The 13770-nt window shown below is 65.6% G+C and carries 11 protein-coding genes; 4 read left to right on the plus strand and 7 right to left on the minus strand.

What is annotated here, in order from left to right; genetic code table 11:
- The first annotated feature begins 175 nt into the window (after positions 1 to 175).
- A complete protein-coding gene (locus tag ACCQ00_RS00175) occupies positions 176 to 1234 on the plus strand; it encodes an NAD(P)-dependent alcohol dehydrogenase (RefSeq protein ID WP_008572924.1) in 1059 nt (352 codons plus the stop codon).
- A gap of 107 nt (positions 1235 to 1341) precedes the next feature.
- On the opposite strand, the gene ACCQ00_RS00180 is transcribed toward ACCQ00_RS00175, so the two are convergent.
- The 5 genes from ACCQ00_RS00180 to ACCQ00_RS00200 all read right to left on the minus strand — a co-directional run bounded on the left by ACCQ00_RS00180 (position 1342) and on the right by ACCQ00_RS00200 (position 8996).
- Positions 1342 to 1917 (minus strand): hypothetical protein, encoded by a 576-nt coding sequence (locus ACCQ00_RS00180; RefSeq protein ID WP_039570021.1) that lies wholly within the window; start codon positions 1915 to 1917, stop codon positions 1342 to 1344.
- A 43-nt stretch (positions 1918 to 1960) separates the two neighbouring features.
- Positions 1961 to 2209: a hypothetical protein gene (locus ACCQ00_RS00185; RefSeq protein WP_228507884.1), complete on the minus strand. Its 249-nt coding sequence runs from the start codon at positions 2207 to 2209 to the stop codon at positions 1961 to 1963.
- A gap of 119 nt (positions 2210 to 2328) precedes the next feature.
- Positions 2329 to 3810, minus strand: coding sequence for a glutamate synthase small subunit GltD family protein (locus tag ACCQ00_RS00190; RefSeq protein ID WP_039570023.1), 1482 nt, complete (start codon positions 3808 to 3810; stop codon positions 2329 to 2331).
- A 130-nt stretch (positions 3811 to 3940) separates the two neighbouring features.
- A complete protein-coding gene (gene gltB, locus ACCQ00_RS00195; RefSeq protein WP_372354035.1) occupies positions 3941 to 8413 on the minus strand; it encodes a glutamate synthase large subunit in 4473 nt (1490 codons plus the stop codon).
- A 202-nt stretch (positions 8414 to 8615) separates the two neighbouring features.
- On the minus strand, positions 8616 to 8996 hold the full coding sequence (locus tag ACCQ00_RS00200) for an I78 family peptidase inhibitor (RefSeq protein WP_017154809.1): 381 nt from the start codon (positions 8994 to 8996) through the stop codon (positions 8616 to 8618).
- A gap of 56 nt (positions 8997 to 9052) precedes the next feature.
- Here ACCQ00_RS00200 and ACCQ00_RS00205 point away from each other — a divergent pair, with 56 nt between their 5' ends.
- On the plus strand, positions 9053 to 10330 hold the full coding sequence (locus ACCQ00_RS00205) for a DNA topoisomerase IB (RefSeq protein ID WP_017154810.1): 1278 nt from the start codon (positions 9053 to 9055) through the stop codon (positions 10328 to 10330).
- 217 nt (positions 10331 to 10547) lie between these two features.
- Here the strand turns inward: ACCQ00_RS00205 and ACCQ00_RS00210 are convergent, their stop codons facing one another.
- Together ACCQ00_RS00210 and ACCQ00_RS00215 are read right to left on the minus strand one after the other, a co-directional pair.
- Positions 10548 to 10892 (minus strand): hypothetical protein, encoded by a 345-nt coding sequence (locus tag ACCQ00_RS00210; protein ID WP_008572913.1) that lies wholly within the window; start codon positions 10890 to 10892, stop codon positions 10548 to 10550.
- A gap of 378 nt (positions 10893 to 11270) precedes the next feature.
- Entirely contained in the window at positions 11271 to 12140 is an 870-nt protein-coding gene (locus ACCQ00_RS00215; protein ID WP_039570027.1) for an SDR family oxidoreductase, read from the minus strand.
- A gap of 163 nt (positions 12141 to 12303) precedes the next feature.
- Between ACCQ00_RS00215 and ACCQ00_RS00220 the strand changes: the two genes are divergently transcribed.
- Both ACCQ00_RS00220 and ACCQ00_RS00225 read left to right on the plus strand, forming a co-directional pair.
- On the plus strand, positions 12304 to 13179 hold the full coding sequence (locus ACCQ00_RS00220) for a LysR family transcriptional regulator (protein WP_039570029.1): 876 nt from the start codon (positions 12304 to 12306) through the stop codon (positions 13177 to 13179).
- A gap of 190 nt (positions 13180 to 13369) precedes the next feature.
- Complete coding sequence (locus ACCQ00_RS00225) at positions 13370 to 13768, plus strand: BlaI/MecI/CopY family transcriptional regulator (RefSeq protein ID WP_180301610.1); 399 nt, start codon at positions 13370 to 13372, stop codon at positions 13766 to 13768.
- The last annotated feature ends 2 nt before the right edge of the window (positions 13769 to 13770 follow it).

The following is a 13770-nucleotide window of genomic DNA, read 5'->3' on the forward strand; positions in this document are numbered from 1 at the left end:
GATTTGACCGCCTGCGAACAAGCGCAAGGCGCATCATGCCGCTGCGCTCGCGTTCGCAAGAGACCAGGTAAGACGCACTGTCGCAGGAGTGCGACATCTACGCGTTTTAAGCTATCGATCCCCTCTCCCCGTTGTTGGCGCGCCTCGCCGACGACGCAACACCCCGGAGTTTTCCATGAGCACAGCCCACGCCTACGCTGCCCAGGCCGCCGACCAACCACTTGCCCCGTTCGTGTTCGAGCGCCGCGCGCCCGGCCCCAACGACGTGCAGATCGACATCGCCTACTGCGGCGTGTGTCACTCGGACCTGCATACCGCACGCAACGAATGGCACAACACGCTGTACCCCTCGGTGCCCGGCCACGAGATCGTCGGCCGCGTCACGGCGGTGGGCAATGCGGTCACCGGCTTCAAGGTTGGCGACCTTGCCGGTGTTGGCTGCATGGTCGACAGCTGCCGCAGCTGCGCCTCCTGCCAGGAAGGCGAAGAACAGTATTGCGAACAGGGTTTCACCGGCACGTACAACGGGCCGATGTTCGGCGGCGGCGAGAACACCTACGGCGGCTACTCCGACCATATCGTGGTCGACCAGAAGTACGTGCTGCGCATCACCCACAGCGACAACCTGGCCGCGGTGGCACCGCTGCTGTGCGCCGGCATCACCACCTATTCGCCGTTGGCACACTGGAAGGTGGGTCCGGGCCAGAAGGTGGGCGTGGTCGGTCTCGGCGGCCTGGGCCACATGGCGGTGAAGATCGCCAAGGCGATGGGCGCCACCGTGGTGCTGTTCACCACCTCCGAAAGCAAGCGCGCCGATGCGATGCGCCTGGGCGCCAGCGAAGTGGTGATTTCCAAGGATGAAGCGCAGATGGCCGCGCAGTACAACACCCTGGATTTCATCCTCAACACCGTGGCCGCGCCGCACAACCTGGACCCGTTCCTCAATGCGCTCAAGCGCGACGGTGCCATGGTGCTGGTTGGTGTGCCCGAGCAGTCGCACCCGTCGCCGGCGGTGTTCAACCTGGTGATGAAGCGCCGCACCCTGGCCGGCTCGCTGATCGGCGGCATCCGCCAGACCCAGGAAATGCTGGATTTCTGCGCCAAGCACAACATCGTCTCGGACATCGAAACCATCCGCGCCGACCAGATCAACGAGGCCTACGAGCGCATGCTCAAGAGCGACGTGAAGTACCGCTTCGTGATCGACATGGCGACGCTGGATAAGGCGGCCTGATCGCCCCGCATTAGCTTGATGTCACTGCCTGCGTCTTCATTCGACGCAGGCAGTGGCGCATAAAAAACAGTGCCTGCTTAAGAAAGGGGCCACGCCACATGGCATGCCTACTCAATGGACTGTCGCAATCGCGACATATATTCGCCCAGCGTGAGCCCACTTTTGTCTACTTCTTCGGCAAGATATACGATCTTTCCACTCTTGTCTGCCGCCAGCTTCAAGGGCCCCGGCTTTTCATCGTTCGTCAGCACGAAGGCGCCAAACGAGCGGGCAGCTAAAGATGCATCAGCCTGATTATTACTCAACCCGGTCTTGCGTGAGCTTTTTCCGCGTAACTGGCACTTAATCTCTGGCAATGCATAAAATCTTCGATCTGCGTCGGATTGAAACGTGCCCTGTCCGAATCCGCCGTAAACTTGGGCTTTTGAGGGCAAGCCGTCAGATCCGAGGGTTTGGAAGCCGAATACTGATGCCGTCTTTATGGACGAACGCTCAATACTAGCAAAAATGTAGGCCTTGAGCGCTTCCTTTTTACCGCCGTCAGGGATCGCTTCAATTTCGATTTCTACTTCTCTAGTTAGGTGTAGCGTATATATGTCGGACGGAAGTTCAGTTGCGAGATCTATTGCCCTGTCATGAAGGTAGTTCCACGCGCAGCTATCGATATAGATGGCAATGGTCATATCTAAAATCTTAATTAAGTGAAGCGTGCAAAACGCAGCTCGATTACGAGACTCGAATGCTCAGCGCGCCAAGTACACATCTTCCGCGTACAAGCGCGTAACCCGAGGCAAACGGCTTGCCACTCGCTGGCCAGAGCTGCTCATAAGCCAGAAAATAATCTCCAGGCCGATATTGCTCCTTGAGCCACAACCAATCTTTGTTGGCATAAGCAAATGGCACTTGCGGCGCCTTTGTATTTTTAGCGGCGTACGTGAAACCAATCTGCTCCATCTGCACAATGGAAAGAGGCAAGCCATCAAACCGCAGATTGTCCGATTCTTGGCATGTGGCGGCCGGTGCTGCAATAGCGCTACTGGCTGTCAAGATAAGCAGACAGGTAACGAGTGACCTGAGCGTGGGGCCAGCGCCTCTCACGCCGTAGCCGGCTCCTTGACCTGCGCCTTCACTCCCAGCATCTGCACGATGCTGCCCGCCGCGTCGCGGCCTTCGGCCACTGCGGTGACCACCAGATCCGCGCCGCGCACGCAGTCGCCGCCGGCGAACAGGCGCGGGTTGCTGGTCTGGTAGGGCAGGCGGCCGTGGCCATCGGATGGGGCGACGATGCGGCCGTTGCTGCCGGCCTCCACGCCTTGCGATGCCAGCCAGTCGGGCAGGGTGGGCGAGAAGCCGAAGGCGATGATCACCACGTCCGCTTCCAGCAGCGATTCGCTGCCTTCCACCGGCACCGCATTGCGGCGGCCGCTGGCATCGGGCTCGCCGAGTTTGGTTTCCACCACGGTGACGCCGATGGCTTCGTCGTCGGCGCCGGATTCGATCGACAGCGGTTGGCGGTTGAACAGGAAGCGGACGCCTTCTTCGCGGGCGTTGGCCACCTCGCGTGCCGAGCCGGGCATGCTGGCCTCGTCGCGGCGGTAGGCGCAGGTGACCTTGGCTGCGCCCAGGCGGATGGCGCTGCGCACGCAGTCCATGCCGGTGTCGCCGCCGCCCAGTACCACGACGCGCTTGCCGTTGAGGTCGGGCAGGGCGAGCTGGTCTTCCCAGCCGGCGATCGGCCGGCCGTGTGGGTCGTTGCCGCTGACGATGCGGCTGTTGTGCACCAGGAACGGCAGCGCGGGCAGCACGTTCTTCAGGTCCTGCCCGGGCAGGCCGCCGTCGGTATAGCGATACGCGCCGGTCCCTAAGAACACCGCGTCGTATTCGGCCAGCAGCTGCTCGATGCTGACGTCGCGACCGATCTCCACGCCCAGGCGGAACTGCACGCCCATGCCTTCGAGAATCTCGCGGCGCTTGCCGATCACCGACTTGTCGAGCTTGAAGCTGGGAATGCCGAACTGCAGCAGCCCGCCGATCTGCTCATAACGGTCGTACACCACCGCTTCGATGCCGGCACGTGCCAACCGGTCCGCACACGCCAGGCCGGCCGGGCCGGCACCGATCACCGCCACGCGATGGCTGCTGGGCTGCACGTTGCCCAGGTCCGGTCGCCAGCCCATCTTGAAGGCGGTGTCGACGATGTATTTCTCCACCGCGCCGATGGTGACTGCGCCGAATTCCTCCAGCGTGCAGCTGCCCTCGCACAGGCGGTCCTGCGGGCACACGCGCCCGCACACTTCCGGCAGCGGGTTGGTGGAGTGGCACAGCGCGGCGGCTTCCTCGATGCGGTTTTCCTGCACCAGCTGCAGCCACTGCGGGATGGCGTTGTGCACCGGGCATTTCCAGCTGCAATACGGATTGCCGCAGTCCAGGCAACGGCCGGCCTGGTATTGCGCATCGGCCTTGTCGAACTTGCCGTACAACTCGCCCCAGTCGCCGGACGTACGCAGTTCCACCGGAATGCGCGTGGGCATGGTCCGCGGCAGGTCGAGGAATTGGAAGGCTTGTTTGCGGCTCATAAGAAAATCCGTGGCTGATTCCCTTCTCCCGCCTGCGGGAGAAGGTGCCCCGAAGGGGCGGATGAGGGGCGCAGGGGGCAGGGCCCTCACCCCCGCCCCCTCTCCCGCGCGCGGGAGAGGGGGCAAAAACTCAAGCAGCGCGGCGCAACGACTCGGTGAGCGACTCGATGCTGGCGGCCTTGGGTTTGACCAGCCAGAACTTGCCGATGTAGTCGCGGAACTCGTCCAGGATCTGCTGCGCCCAGATGCTGCCGGTGAGTTCGCGGTGGCGGCTGATCAAGGTGTGCAGGTGCTGGCGATGGTTCTCGAAGCCTTCGGCCGAGACGCGATGGATGTCGATCAGCTCGTGGTTGTAGCGGTCCACGAAGTCGCGCTCGATATCCAGCACATAGGCCAGTCCGCCGGTGAAGCCGGCGCCGAAGTTCAGGCCGACCTTGCCTAGCACCAGCACGATGCCATCGGTCATGTACTCGCAGCAGTGGTCGCCAGCACCTTCCACCACCGCCAGCGCGCCGGAGTTGCGCACTGCGAAGCGTTCGCCGGCGCGGCCAGCGGCAAACAGCTCGCCGCCGGTTGCGCCGTACAGGCAGGTATTGCCGACGATCGGGGTGTTGCGTGCCTCGAAGCGCGCGCCGCGCGGCGGACGCACCACCAGCCGGCCGCCCGCCATGCCCTTGCCGACGTAGTCGTTGGCTTCGCCTTCCAGTTCCAGTTGCAGGCCGCCGGCGTTGAAGGCGCCAAAGCTCTGGCCGGCGGTGCCGCGGAAGCGCAGGTTCAGCGGCGCATCGCTCATGCCGTGGTTGCCGTGCGTGCGCGCGATGGCACCGGACAGCCGCGCGCCGATCGAGCGGTCGGTGTTGTGGATCAGGAAGCGATGGTCGCCGCCGGTCTTGTGGGCGATGGCATCGGCGAGCAGGCCGTCCATCTGGGTCGCCAGGCTGTCGGGCGATTCGTACAGGCGCTGGGCCGCGCAATGGCTACCGTCGTAGCGCGCATGGGTGAGCAGGCGCGACAGGTCGACCTTGACGCCCGGGCGCGGCGACACCTCCAGCTGTTCGAGCAGGTCGGTGCGGCCGACGATCTCGTCCAGCGAGCGCACGCCCAGGTACGACAGCCACTGCCGCACTTCCTCGGCCAGCAGGCGGAAGAAGTTCTCCACGCGCTCGGGCAGGCCGGTGAAGTATCCGGCACGCAGGCGCTCGTCCTGGGTAGCCACGCCGGTGGCGCAGTTGTTGAGGTGGCAGATGCGCAGGTACTTGCAGCCCAGCACGATCATCGGCGCGGTGCCGAAGCCGAAGCTGTCGGCGCCGAGCAGTGCGGCCTTGACCACGTCCAGGCCGGTCTTCAACCCGCCATCGGTCTGCAGGATGGTGCGCTCGCGCAGGTCATTGGCCACCAGCGCCTGGTGCGACTCGGCCACGCCCAGTTCCCATGGCACGCCGGCATAGCGGATCGAGCTGACCGGGCTGGCGCCGGTGCCGCCGTCATGGCCGGAGACGGTAATCAGGTCGGCGCCCGCCTTGACCACGCCGGCTGCGATCGTGCCGACGCCGGCATGCGCCACCAGCTTCACCGACACCAGCGCGGTCGGGTTGACCTGCTTGAGGTCGTAGATCAGCTGGGCGAGGTCTTCGATCGAATAGATGTCATGGTGCGGTGGCGGCGAGATCAGGCCGATGCCGGGCTTGGCGTAACGCAGCCGGGCGATCAGCTCGTTGACCTTGTGGCCGGGCAGCTGGCCGCCTTCGCCGGGCTTGGCGCCCTGGGCGACCTTGATCTGCAGCACCTCGGCGTTGACCAGGTATTCCGGGGTGACACCGAAGCGGCCGGAGGCCACCTGCTTGATCTTGGAGCGCTTCTCGGTGCCGTAGCGGGCCGGGTCTTCGCCGCCTTCGCCGGAATTGCTGCGCCCGCCCAGCCGGTTCATCGCAATCGCCAGCGCTTCGTGCGCTTCCGGCGACAACGCGCCCAGGCTGATCGCGGCGCTGTCGAAACGCCGCAACACGTCCTCGGCCGGAGCGACCTGATCCAGCGGGGTCGGGGTGTCGGCACGCTTGAGCTGCACCAGATCGCGCAGCGTCGAGGCCGGGCGCGCATGCACCGCGTCCACGTATTTCTGCCAGTCGCCGGCATCGCCGGTGCGGGTGGCACGCTGCAGCGTCATGACCACGTCGGGGTTGTACATGTGGTACTCGCCGCCGTGCACGTACTTGAGCAGGCCGCCCACTTCCGGCTTGAGCTGGTCGTTCCAGGCGCGCACGGTGAGTTCGCGCGCCTCGGTGTCCAGCCGCGCCAGGTCCACGCCGCCGATGCGTGCCGGGGTGTCGGCAAAGCACAAGTCCACCACATCCGGATCCAGCCCGACGATCTCGAACAGCTGCGCGCCGCGGTAGCTGGCGATGGTGCAGATGCCCATCTTGGAGATGATCTTCGACAGGCCCTTGTAGATGCCCTTGCGGTAGCGGCGGCCGATCTGCGACTGCTCACCGCCCTTGCTCAGTTGCAGGATGCCGCGACGGCCCAGGTCGAACAGCGTCTGGTAGGCCAGGTACGGATACACCGCGGTGGCGCCGACGCCGAGCAGGCAGGCCATGTGGTGCGGGTCGCGCGCGGTGCCGGTCTCGATGATCAGGTTGACGTCGCAGCGCAGGCCCACCTTGCACAGGTGGTGGTGCACCGCGCCGGTGGCCAGCAGCGCATGCGCCATCGGCCGGTCCGGCACCGGGTAACGGTCCGACAGCAGCAGCATCACCGCGCCATCGCGCGCAGCCGCTTCCACCTCCTGGCAGATGCGTTCCAGCCCGGCCTTGAGGCCTTCTTCCAGGCTATAGGACAGGTCGATCAGGCGATTGCGCTCGACGTACTGCTCCATCTTCAGCAGCTGGCGCAGCTTGCGCTGGCTGAGCACCGGCGAATTGAGGATGACGTGGTTCACCGTCTCCGCACCGGCATGGAAGATGTTGGTCTCCCTGCCGAGCTGGGTGGTCAGCGACATCGCGATGCCTTCGCGCAGCGGGTCGATCGGCGGGTTGGTGACTTGCGCGAACGCCTGGCGGAAGTAGTCGTACAACGGCCGGGTCTGGCGGCTGAGCACCGCCATCGGGGTGTCGTCGCCCATCGAGCCGGTGGCTTCCTGCTCGGTTTCGGCCAGCGGGCGCAGCACCTGTTCCACTTCCTCGGTGCTGAGCTGGAACAGCTTGTGATAGCTGCGCAGGGTCTGCTCGCTGAAAGGTTCTTCCACCAGCGAGGGGTCGATCAGTTCGGTCTGCAGATAGGTCACGCCCTGCTGCAGCCATTGCTTGTAGGGGGCGCGCGCACGGTTGATGCGGTCGATGGCATCGGAATCGAGCAGGTCGCCGCGCTTGAGGTCGATGGCCATCATCTCGCCTGGGCCCAGCTTGCCCTTGCGTGTGATGCGCTCGGCCGGCAATTCCCACACGCCGGCCTCGGAGGCCACCAGGAAATGGCGGTCGGAGGTCAGCATCCAGCGCGCCGGGCGCAGGCCGTTGCGGTCGAGCATGCAGGCCGCGTAGCGGCTGTCGCAGGCCACGATGCCGGCCGGGCCGTCCCATGGCTCGGTATTGAGGCCGTAGAACTCGTAGAACGCGGCCAGGTCGGCGTCCTTGAACTCCAGCGACTGGGTCGCCGGCGGCACCAGGATGCGCAGCGCCTGCAGCAGGTCCATGCCACCGGCGATCAGCAGCTCCAGCATGTTGTCCAGGCTCTGCGAATCGGACCCGTGCATGGAGATCACCGGGCCGAATTCGGCGATATCGAAACGCGGGGTCTGCCACACCTTGCTGCGCGCCTGCGCCCAGCGTCGGTTGCCTTCGATGGTGTTGATTTCGCCATTGTGGGCGAGCAGCCGGAACGGATGCGCCAGCGGCCAGCGCGGCAGCGTATTGGTGGAAAAGCGCTGGTGAAACACAATCGCGCTGGAGGACAGGTCGCTGCGCTGCAGGTCCGGGTAGAACGTGCTCAGCTTGTCCGGCAGCACCATGCCCTTGTAGCTGATGCCGTTGGGCGAGAGGGTGGTGACGTAGAAATCCTGCACGCCCTGCAAGGCCTGCTCGGCGCGGCGGCGGGCCAGGAACAGTGCCAGGGTAAAGCCGTCTTCGGTCTGCTCCGCGCCGGCATCGACAAACACCTGCTCGATGCGCGGCAGGGTGTCGCGCGCCAGCTGGCCGCACACGCTGTCGTCGGTGGGCACCACGCGCCAGCCACGCAGCTGCACGCCAGCGCTGAGCAACTGGCGTTCCAGTTCGGCGCGACAGCGCGCCGCATCACTTGCGTCCAGCGGCAGGAACACCACACCGGCTGCGTAGCGCGTGCCCAGGGTGATGCCGGCATCGCGCGCAAGCCCGCGCAAGAACGCATCGGGTTTGCGGATCAGCAGGCCGCAGCCATCGCCGGTGAGTCCGTCGGCGGCGACACCGCCGCGGTGGGTCATGCGCGAGAGCGCCGCAATTGCGGTATCCACCAACGCGCGGGAGGGTTGGTCGTCCAGCTGGGCGACCATGCCAAACCCACACGCGTCGCGCTCATCGCGCACGCTGTTGTAGAGACCGTAGTCGTTGAGCCCTTGGCGAATGCGGGGGGCCATGTCTGCCTCTTTGCGATCTTAGGAGAGCGGCGACGACGTTGCAGCGCTCGATCCGTGGAGCGTTCGAAGAGGTCACCGGATGATCGACTAGACCACAGTTGATGCGGTGCCGCAATACACCGTTACAGCTGCAACGAGAACCGCTGCAAGCCCTTGTGCCAGCAGGCTTGGCGCCGGTCTTGCGCCCGACGCCAACACCGTATCAGCCGCAGCGCACCGAGGTGATCACGTTCTTGGCGTCCACTTCCAGATTGAGCCGTTCGCCGTTGAATTCCATGGTGGTCATCTGCCCGGGTTTGAGCACACGTACCGACTTGGCGCCGGCATCGCTGCGCGCCTGTTCGCCCACCGCATCGGTCAATGGCTGGCCCACCAGCGACTGCACCTGGGTGGCATCGCAGGTACCGATCGGCGGCGCGTCCGGCGCTGCATCCGGCGCGGGCGCAGCGGCTTGTTCGGCCGCGTGCTGGGCCTTGGCGGTGACGGCTTCCTGCTCATCGGGTTGCGGTTTGTTGCAGGCAGCCAATGCAGCCAGCATCACCAGGGTGCAGGTCAGGCGAGCAACAGGTAGAACAGCGCGCATCGATCACTCCAGCAAAGGGGGATGCCCAAGCATAAGCACAAAGTCACGCGACGGGCATGGCTTGCGCACACGGCGTTGTCGTAGCGTTGACGCAGCCTAGTCTTGCTGCGGCCAACAATCGCGGCCAGTCCCTCGACCTGTGCGCAATGAAAGCCAAACGTGTTGTTCGCAATGCCGCAGTCGCCGTCAGTACCGCCGGCAAGCTCGCGGCGGTCGCCACCGGCGCCGCCGTCGCCACGGCCGCCGTGGCAAGCGCAGCCGCTGTAGCGCAGGCCAGGGCCACCGCGCGTGCGGCCGGGCTGACCTACGTCAACGATCAACAGCCCGGCATCAGCCGCCGCAAGGCCGGCAAGAGCTTCAGTTACCGCGATGCCGACGGGCAGCGCGTTGCCGATGCCGAGACCTTGCAGCGCATTCGTTCGCTGGCGATTCCGCCGGCCTATACCGAAGTGTGGATCTGCGCCAAGCCCAACGGGCATCTGCAGGCCACCGGGCGCGATGCCCGGCGGCGCAAGCAATATCGCTATCACCCCGAGTGGGCGCAGGTACGCGGCGAGGGCAAGTTCGAACGCGTGATCGCCTTCGGCACTGCGCTGCCCAAACTGCGGCGGCGCTTGCGTCGCGATCTGCTGCTGCCGGGCTTCCCTCGCGAAAAGGTGCTGGCGATCGTGGTGGCGTTGCTGGCCGACACCCTGGTGCGCGTGGGCAACGCCGAATACGCGCGCAGCAATCGCTCCTACGGGCTGACCACGCTGCGCAACCGGCACATGGAATTTCTCAAAGGCGGACGCGCGCGGCTGAAGTTCCGCGGCAAGAGCGGCCAGGACCACGATATCGAAGTGGACGACAAGCAGCTGGTCAAACTCATCCGCGAATGCCAGCAGCTACCCGGCCAATCGCTGTTCCAGTACCGCGACGACGATGGCCAGCTGCAGCCGGTGGATTCGGGGGAGGTCAACGATTATCTGCGCGAGGCGATGGGCGAAGACTTCACCGCCAAGGATTTCCGCACCTGGGGCGGCACCTTGGCGGCATTGCAGCGGTTGGCACGCCTGCCCTTGCCCGAGCGCAGCAGCGAACGCGCGCTGACGCAGGTGCAGAACGATGTCATCCGTGAAGTGGCCGATGCCTTGGGCAACACGCCCTCGGTGTGTCGCAAGGCCTATATCGACCCCTGCGTGTTCGAAGGCTGGCGTGCGGGCCAGCTGCAGGCCATGGCCACCGGTGTGCGTGGCGAACGCCAGTGGGAAGCGGCCACGCTGAAGTTCTTGAGCGCTTCGCGCAGCAAGCTCAAGGCACAGGCGAAGTCTGCGGCAAGGCGCAAGTCGGCGTAAGCGCCTGAGGCTGACACGCCACGGCATTCGCCACAGCCAAGGTGTCGGCGTGCGCGGGCATCACGCACCGCGCGCGCGCCGGTTCCTGCGCGTCGCGCATGTCCGCCTGGCGACGATCAGCGGCGCGGTGTCAACCATTCCAGGTGGCCGTTTCGGGATGCAGACAGCGGCGAGTGCCGTACCGAATCCCGAATGTCGACTCCCCAATCCCTAATCTTCAGCCGCAATAAATGGCGGTAATGCTGTTGTTCGGGCCGGTTTCGATGGTGAGCTGATCGCCGCCGCTTTCGCTGGCGCCCTGGGCCGGGTCGGCCAGCCCGCTGGCGGTGGTGCCGCCGGTGGCGCGCTCGCCGCGGCGCACGATGACGCGCTGGCTGTCGCTATCCACGCGTGCACGTTCGATGGTCTGCGCCGCTGCCGCCAGACCCACCGCACCTCGCACCTTGTCGCTATGGCACTGGCCGGAGATGGCGCCGTCGATGGGCTGCACCTGCGCCACCTGGTTGGAGGCACAAGCCGACAACAACGCAGCGGCAGCGAGTGGGGCGAGGATACGGATCATCGGGAAGCTCCAGGGCAAGAATGCCGCAAGCGTGAAGGTGGTGTTGTCGGGATGGCATGAAGATGCTGCGCCACGCCTTGCGAGGACAGGCGCCACCTGGTTGGTCGCGCGCCGCCAGCCGGTTCTAGGTGGATGGTCGTGGCGCAGTGCGCCTCTGTGCGAAGGCCGACGACGGTGGATGACCGCGACCTCGGACGGCTTGCTGCGGCTGCCTGTGCGCGCGCTGCGATGGATGCCGCTGCCGCCGACAGACCTTCGAACCGGTGGCCAGACACGTGCAGCAGCACAAACAACGTCGGCCTGATCCGGGCCCTGCGCATTGCACAGCAAGCGCGAACCTCTGCGCGCTTGCTGCACCGCTGGCTGTGCCGCATGCGCTCACGCCGGCGCAGTCGCCTCGCGCACGAAGGCCTCATAGGTGCGCAGCGGACGTCCCAGCAGCGCCTGCAACTGCGTCACCGTGCCGTCTGCCGCATGCATGCCCAGGCGCTGGATGCCGGCCATCATCAGGCGCATGTCATAGGCCAGCCACGACGGGCCGTACGTCGCCAGCTGTGTCTCGAAGGCGGCCACGTCATCGCCGGCGTAGACGATCTCGCGCCCAAGCGCTGCGCTCCAGACCTTGGCAGCGTCCACGCCGGTCAGCGCCTGCGGACCGGCCAAATCGAGCGTGACGCGCGGCAGCGGACCGTCTGCACGGTCGCGGCGCAGCAGCTCGACCACGGCGATCTCGGCGATGTCGCGCGCATCGATCATCGCGATGCCCTGCGCGCCGATCGGCATCGGGTAGACGCCGTATTCGGTGATCGTCTGCTGCACCATGCCTTCGTTCTGCATGAAGTACGCCGGGCGCAGGATCGTTGCCGGAATGTCCAGGCTTTCGATCATGCGCTCGACGGTGTGCTTGCCGGTGAAGTGCGGCACGTTGGTGTACGTATCGGCATGGATGACCGACAGATACACGATGCGCTCGATGCCGGCTTCCTTGGCCAGGTTCAAGGCGATCAGCGCCTGGGTCACTTCGTCGGGCGTGACCGCATTCAACAGGAACAGGGTGCGCACCGATGCCAGTGCGGCGCGCATCGATGCGACGTCGGTGAGGTCTGCCACCACTTCGGTGACGCCGGCCGGAAAGGGGCGTTTGCCTTGCTGGCGGACGAGCGCCTTGACCTGCGCGCCGGCGTCGGCAAGGCCTTGGGTGACCAGGGAACCGACGGTGCCGGTGGCACCGGTGACGAGAATGCTCATGGTGAATCTCCTGCGTTGGATGGAAGGTTGGATCGGTGCCAAGCGGCCTGTGCGGTGTGCTGATGCCGGTGCGGCCGCTTGGTGGGTGGGGCAACGATATGCCGTTGCACTGCCAGCACGAAGACGCCAGGATGTAGACATCCCGTTTCAGATCTGGAACAGCATGGACCTCAATGCCCTGATCGATTTCGCGCTGGTGGCCGCCAACCAGGGGCTGGGCAAGGCCAGCCGCGCGAGCGGCAGATCGAAGGCGACCTTGTCGCGGCGCATCACCGAACTGGAGGAACAGCTGGGGGTGCGCCTGGTCGAACGCAGTGCGCGGGGACTCAAGCTCACCGAGGCAGGGCAGCAGTTGATGGAGCGCACCCAGGTGCCGCTGAGCGAAGTGGCCGAGGCGCTGACGGCCGCGCGCGAGGGGCTGACCACACCGCGGGGCCGCTTGCGCGTGGCGGCCCCGGTGTTGTTCTCCCAGTTGGCGATGGGGCACATCGGCGCCGACTTCTGTGCGGCCTATCCGGAGATCACACTGGAGGTGGTGGCCGAGGACCGTACGGTCGATCTGATGGAAGAGCAGTTCGATGTCGCCATCCGCATCAACCCAAGCCCGGACAGCCGCCTGGTCGGACGTTGCTTTGCCAAGGACCGGTTGGTGGTGGTGGCCGCACCGTCCATTGCGATGCCGTCTGGCGATGCGGTGCATCCGGTGCCAGGCGTGGTGATGTCGAGCTTCGAGCCCACCACCTGGACGCTGGATGGCCGGCGGTTGGTCCTGGAGCCGATTCCGCGGATGCGGTTTTCCTCATTCCTGATGGTGCGCGATGCGGTGATTGCCGGTGGCGGCGTTGCGTTGATTCCGCAGTCGATCGCCGGGGATCAACTGGCGCGCGGCGAGTTGCTGCAGTGGGGCACGATCTCCGGCGTGGAGCCGGCGTTGTGGGTATTGCACACCTCCAGGCGCCTGGCTGCACCGAAGGTGCGCGCCTTCGTGGATTTCATCTGCGCCCGCTATCCGGACGCGTCGTTGGTGTTGAAGGGGTAGGGCGGTGGCGCCTTTTTGTTGACGTGCGCCAGGTGCGCCGGCGCGTGGCGAGCTTCTGCGCGCAAGCGGTTGGCCGTGTCGTCTGGCCTTGGCAGCGGCAAACGAACGCCACGGCCACCCACACCTCCCCCTGCCATCCGACCTATTGACGACAGCTGTCGTCAGGCCTACGGTAGCGACAACTGTAGTCATGGAGAGCGCCATGCGTGGCAAGACCATCGGGGACCAGGAGCTGGCCCTGCTGCAATACATCGAAGAACAGCGGCATGCCAGCGTGGGCGAAGTGGCGGGGGCATTCGGTGAGCCGCGCGGGCTCGCGCGCTCCACCGTGCTGACCATGATGGAGCGGCTGCGGGCCAAGGGCTTCCTGCGCCGCAAGCAGGTCGAGGGTGTGTACCGCTACAGCGCCACCGCCGGCCAGGACGATGTGGTGCGCGGGGCGGTGGGGCAGTTCGTCGAGAAGACCCTGCAGGGGTCGGTGTCGCCGTTCGTGGCGTGGATGTCGCAACGTGCCGAAGTCACCGATACCGAACTGGCCGAACTCGAAGCATTGGTTGCCAAGCTGCAATCGCAGCGCAAGGAGGATTGAGT

This window comes from Xanthomonas sp. NCPPB 3761, assembly GCF_041475705.2.
In the GTDB taxonomy this organism is placed as follows: Bacteria; Pseudomonadota; Gammaproteobacteria; order Xanthomonadales; family Xanthomonadaceae; genus Xanthomonas; species Xanthomonas phaseoli.

Excerpts from the sequence above, each read along its gene's own strand:
- ACCQ00_RS00175 (WP_008572924.1), top strand. The coding sequence starts at position 176 with ATGAGCACAGCCCACGCCTACGCTGCCCAGGCCGCCGACCAACCACTT.
- ACCQ00_RS00180 (WP_039570021.1), bottom strand. The coding sequence starts at position 1,917 with ATGACCATTGCCATCTATATCGATAGCTGCGCGTGGAACTACCTTCAT.
- ACCQ00_RS00190 (WP_039570023.1), bottom strand. The coding sequence starts at position 3,810 with ATGAGCCGCAAACAAGCCTTCCAATTCCTCGACCTGCCGCGGACCATG.
- gltB (WP_372354035.1), bottom strand. The coding sequence starts at position 8,413 with ATGGCCCCCCGCATTCGCCAAGGGCTCAACGACTACGGTCTCTACAAC.
- ACCQ00_RS00200 (WP_017154809.1), bottom strand. The coding sequence starts at position 8,996 with ATGCGCGCTGTTCTACCTGTTGCTCGCCTGACCTGCACCCTGGTGATG.
- ACCQ00_RS00205 (WP_017154810.1), top strand. The coding sequence starts at position 9,053 with ATGGCTTGCGCACACGGCGTTGTCGTAGCGTTGACGCAGCCTAGTCTT.
- ACCQ00_RS00210 (WP_008572913.1), bottom strand. The coding sequence starts at position 10,892 with ATGATCCGTATCCTCGCCCCACTCGCTGCCGCTGCGTTGTTGTCGGCT.
- ACCQ00_RS00215 (WP_039570027.1), bottom strand. The coding sequence starts at position 12,140 with ATGAGCATTCTCGTCACCGGTGCCACCGGCACCGTCGGTTCCCTGGTC.
- ACCQ00_RS00220 (WP_039570029.1), top strand. The coding sequence starts at position 12,304 with ATGGACCTCAATGCCCTGATCGATTTCGCGCTGGTGGCCGCCAACCAG.
- ACCQ00_RS00225 (WP_180301610.1), top strand. The coding sequence starts at position 13,370 with ATGGAGAGCGCCATGCGTGGCAAGACCATCGGGGACCAGGAGCTGGCC.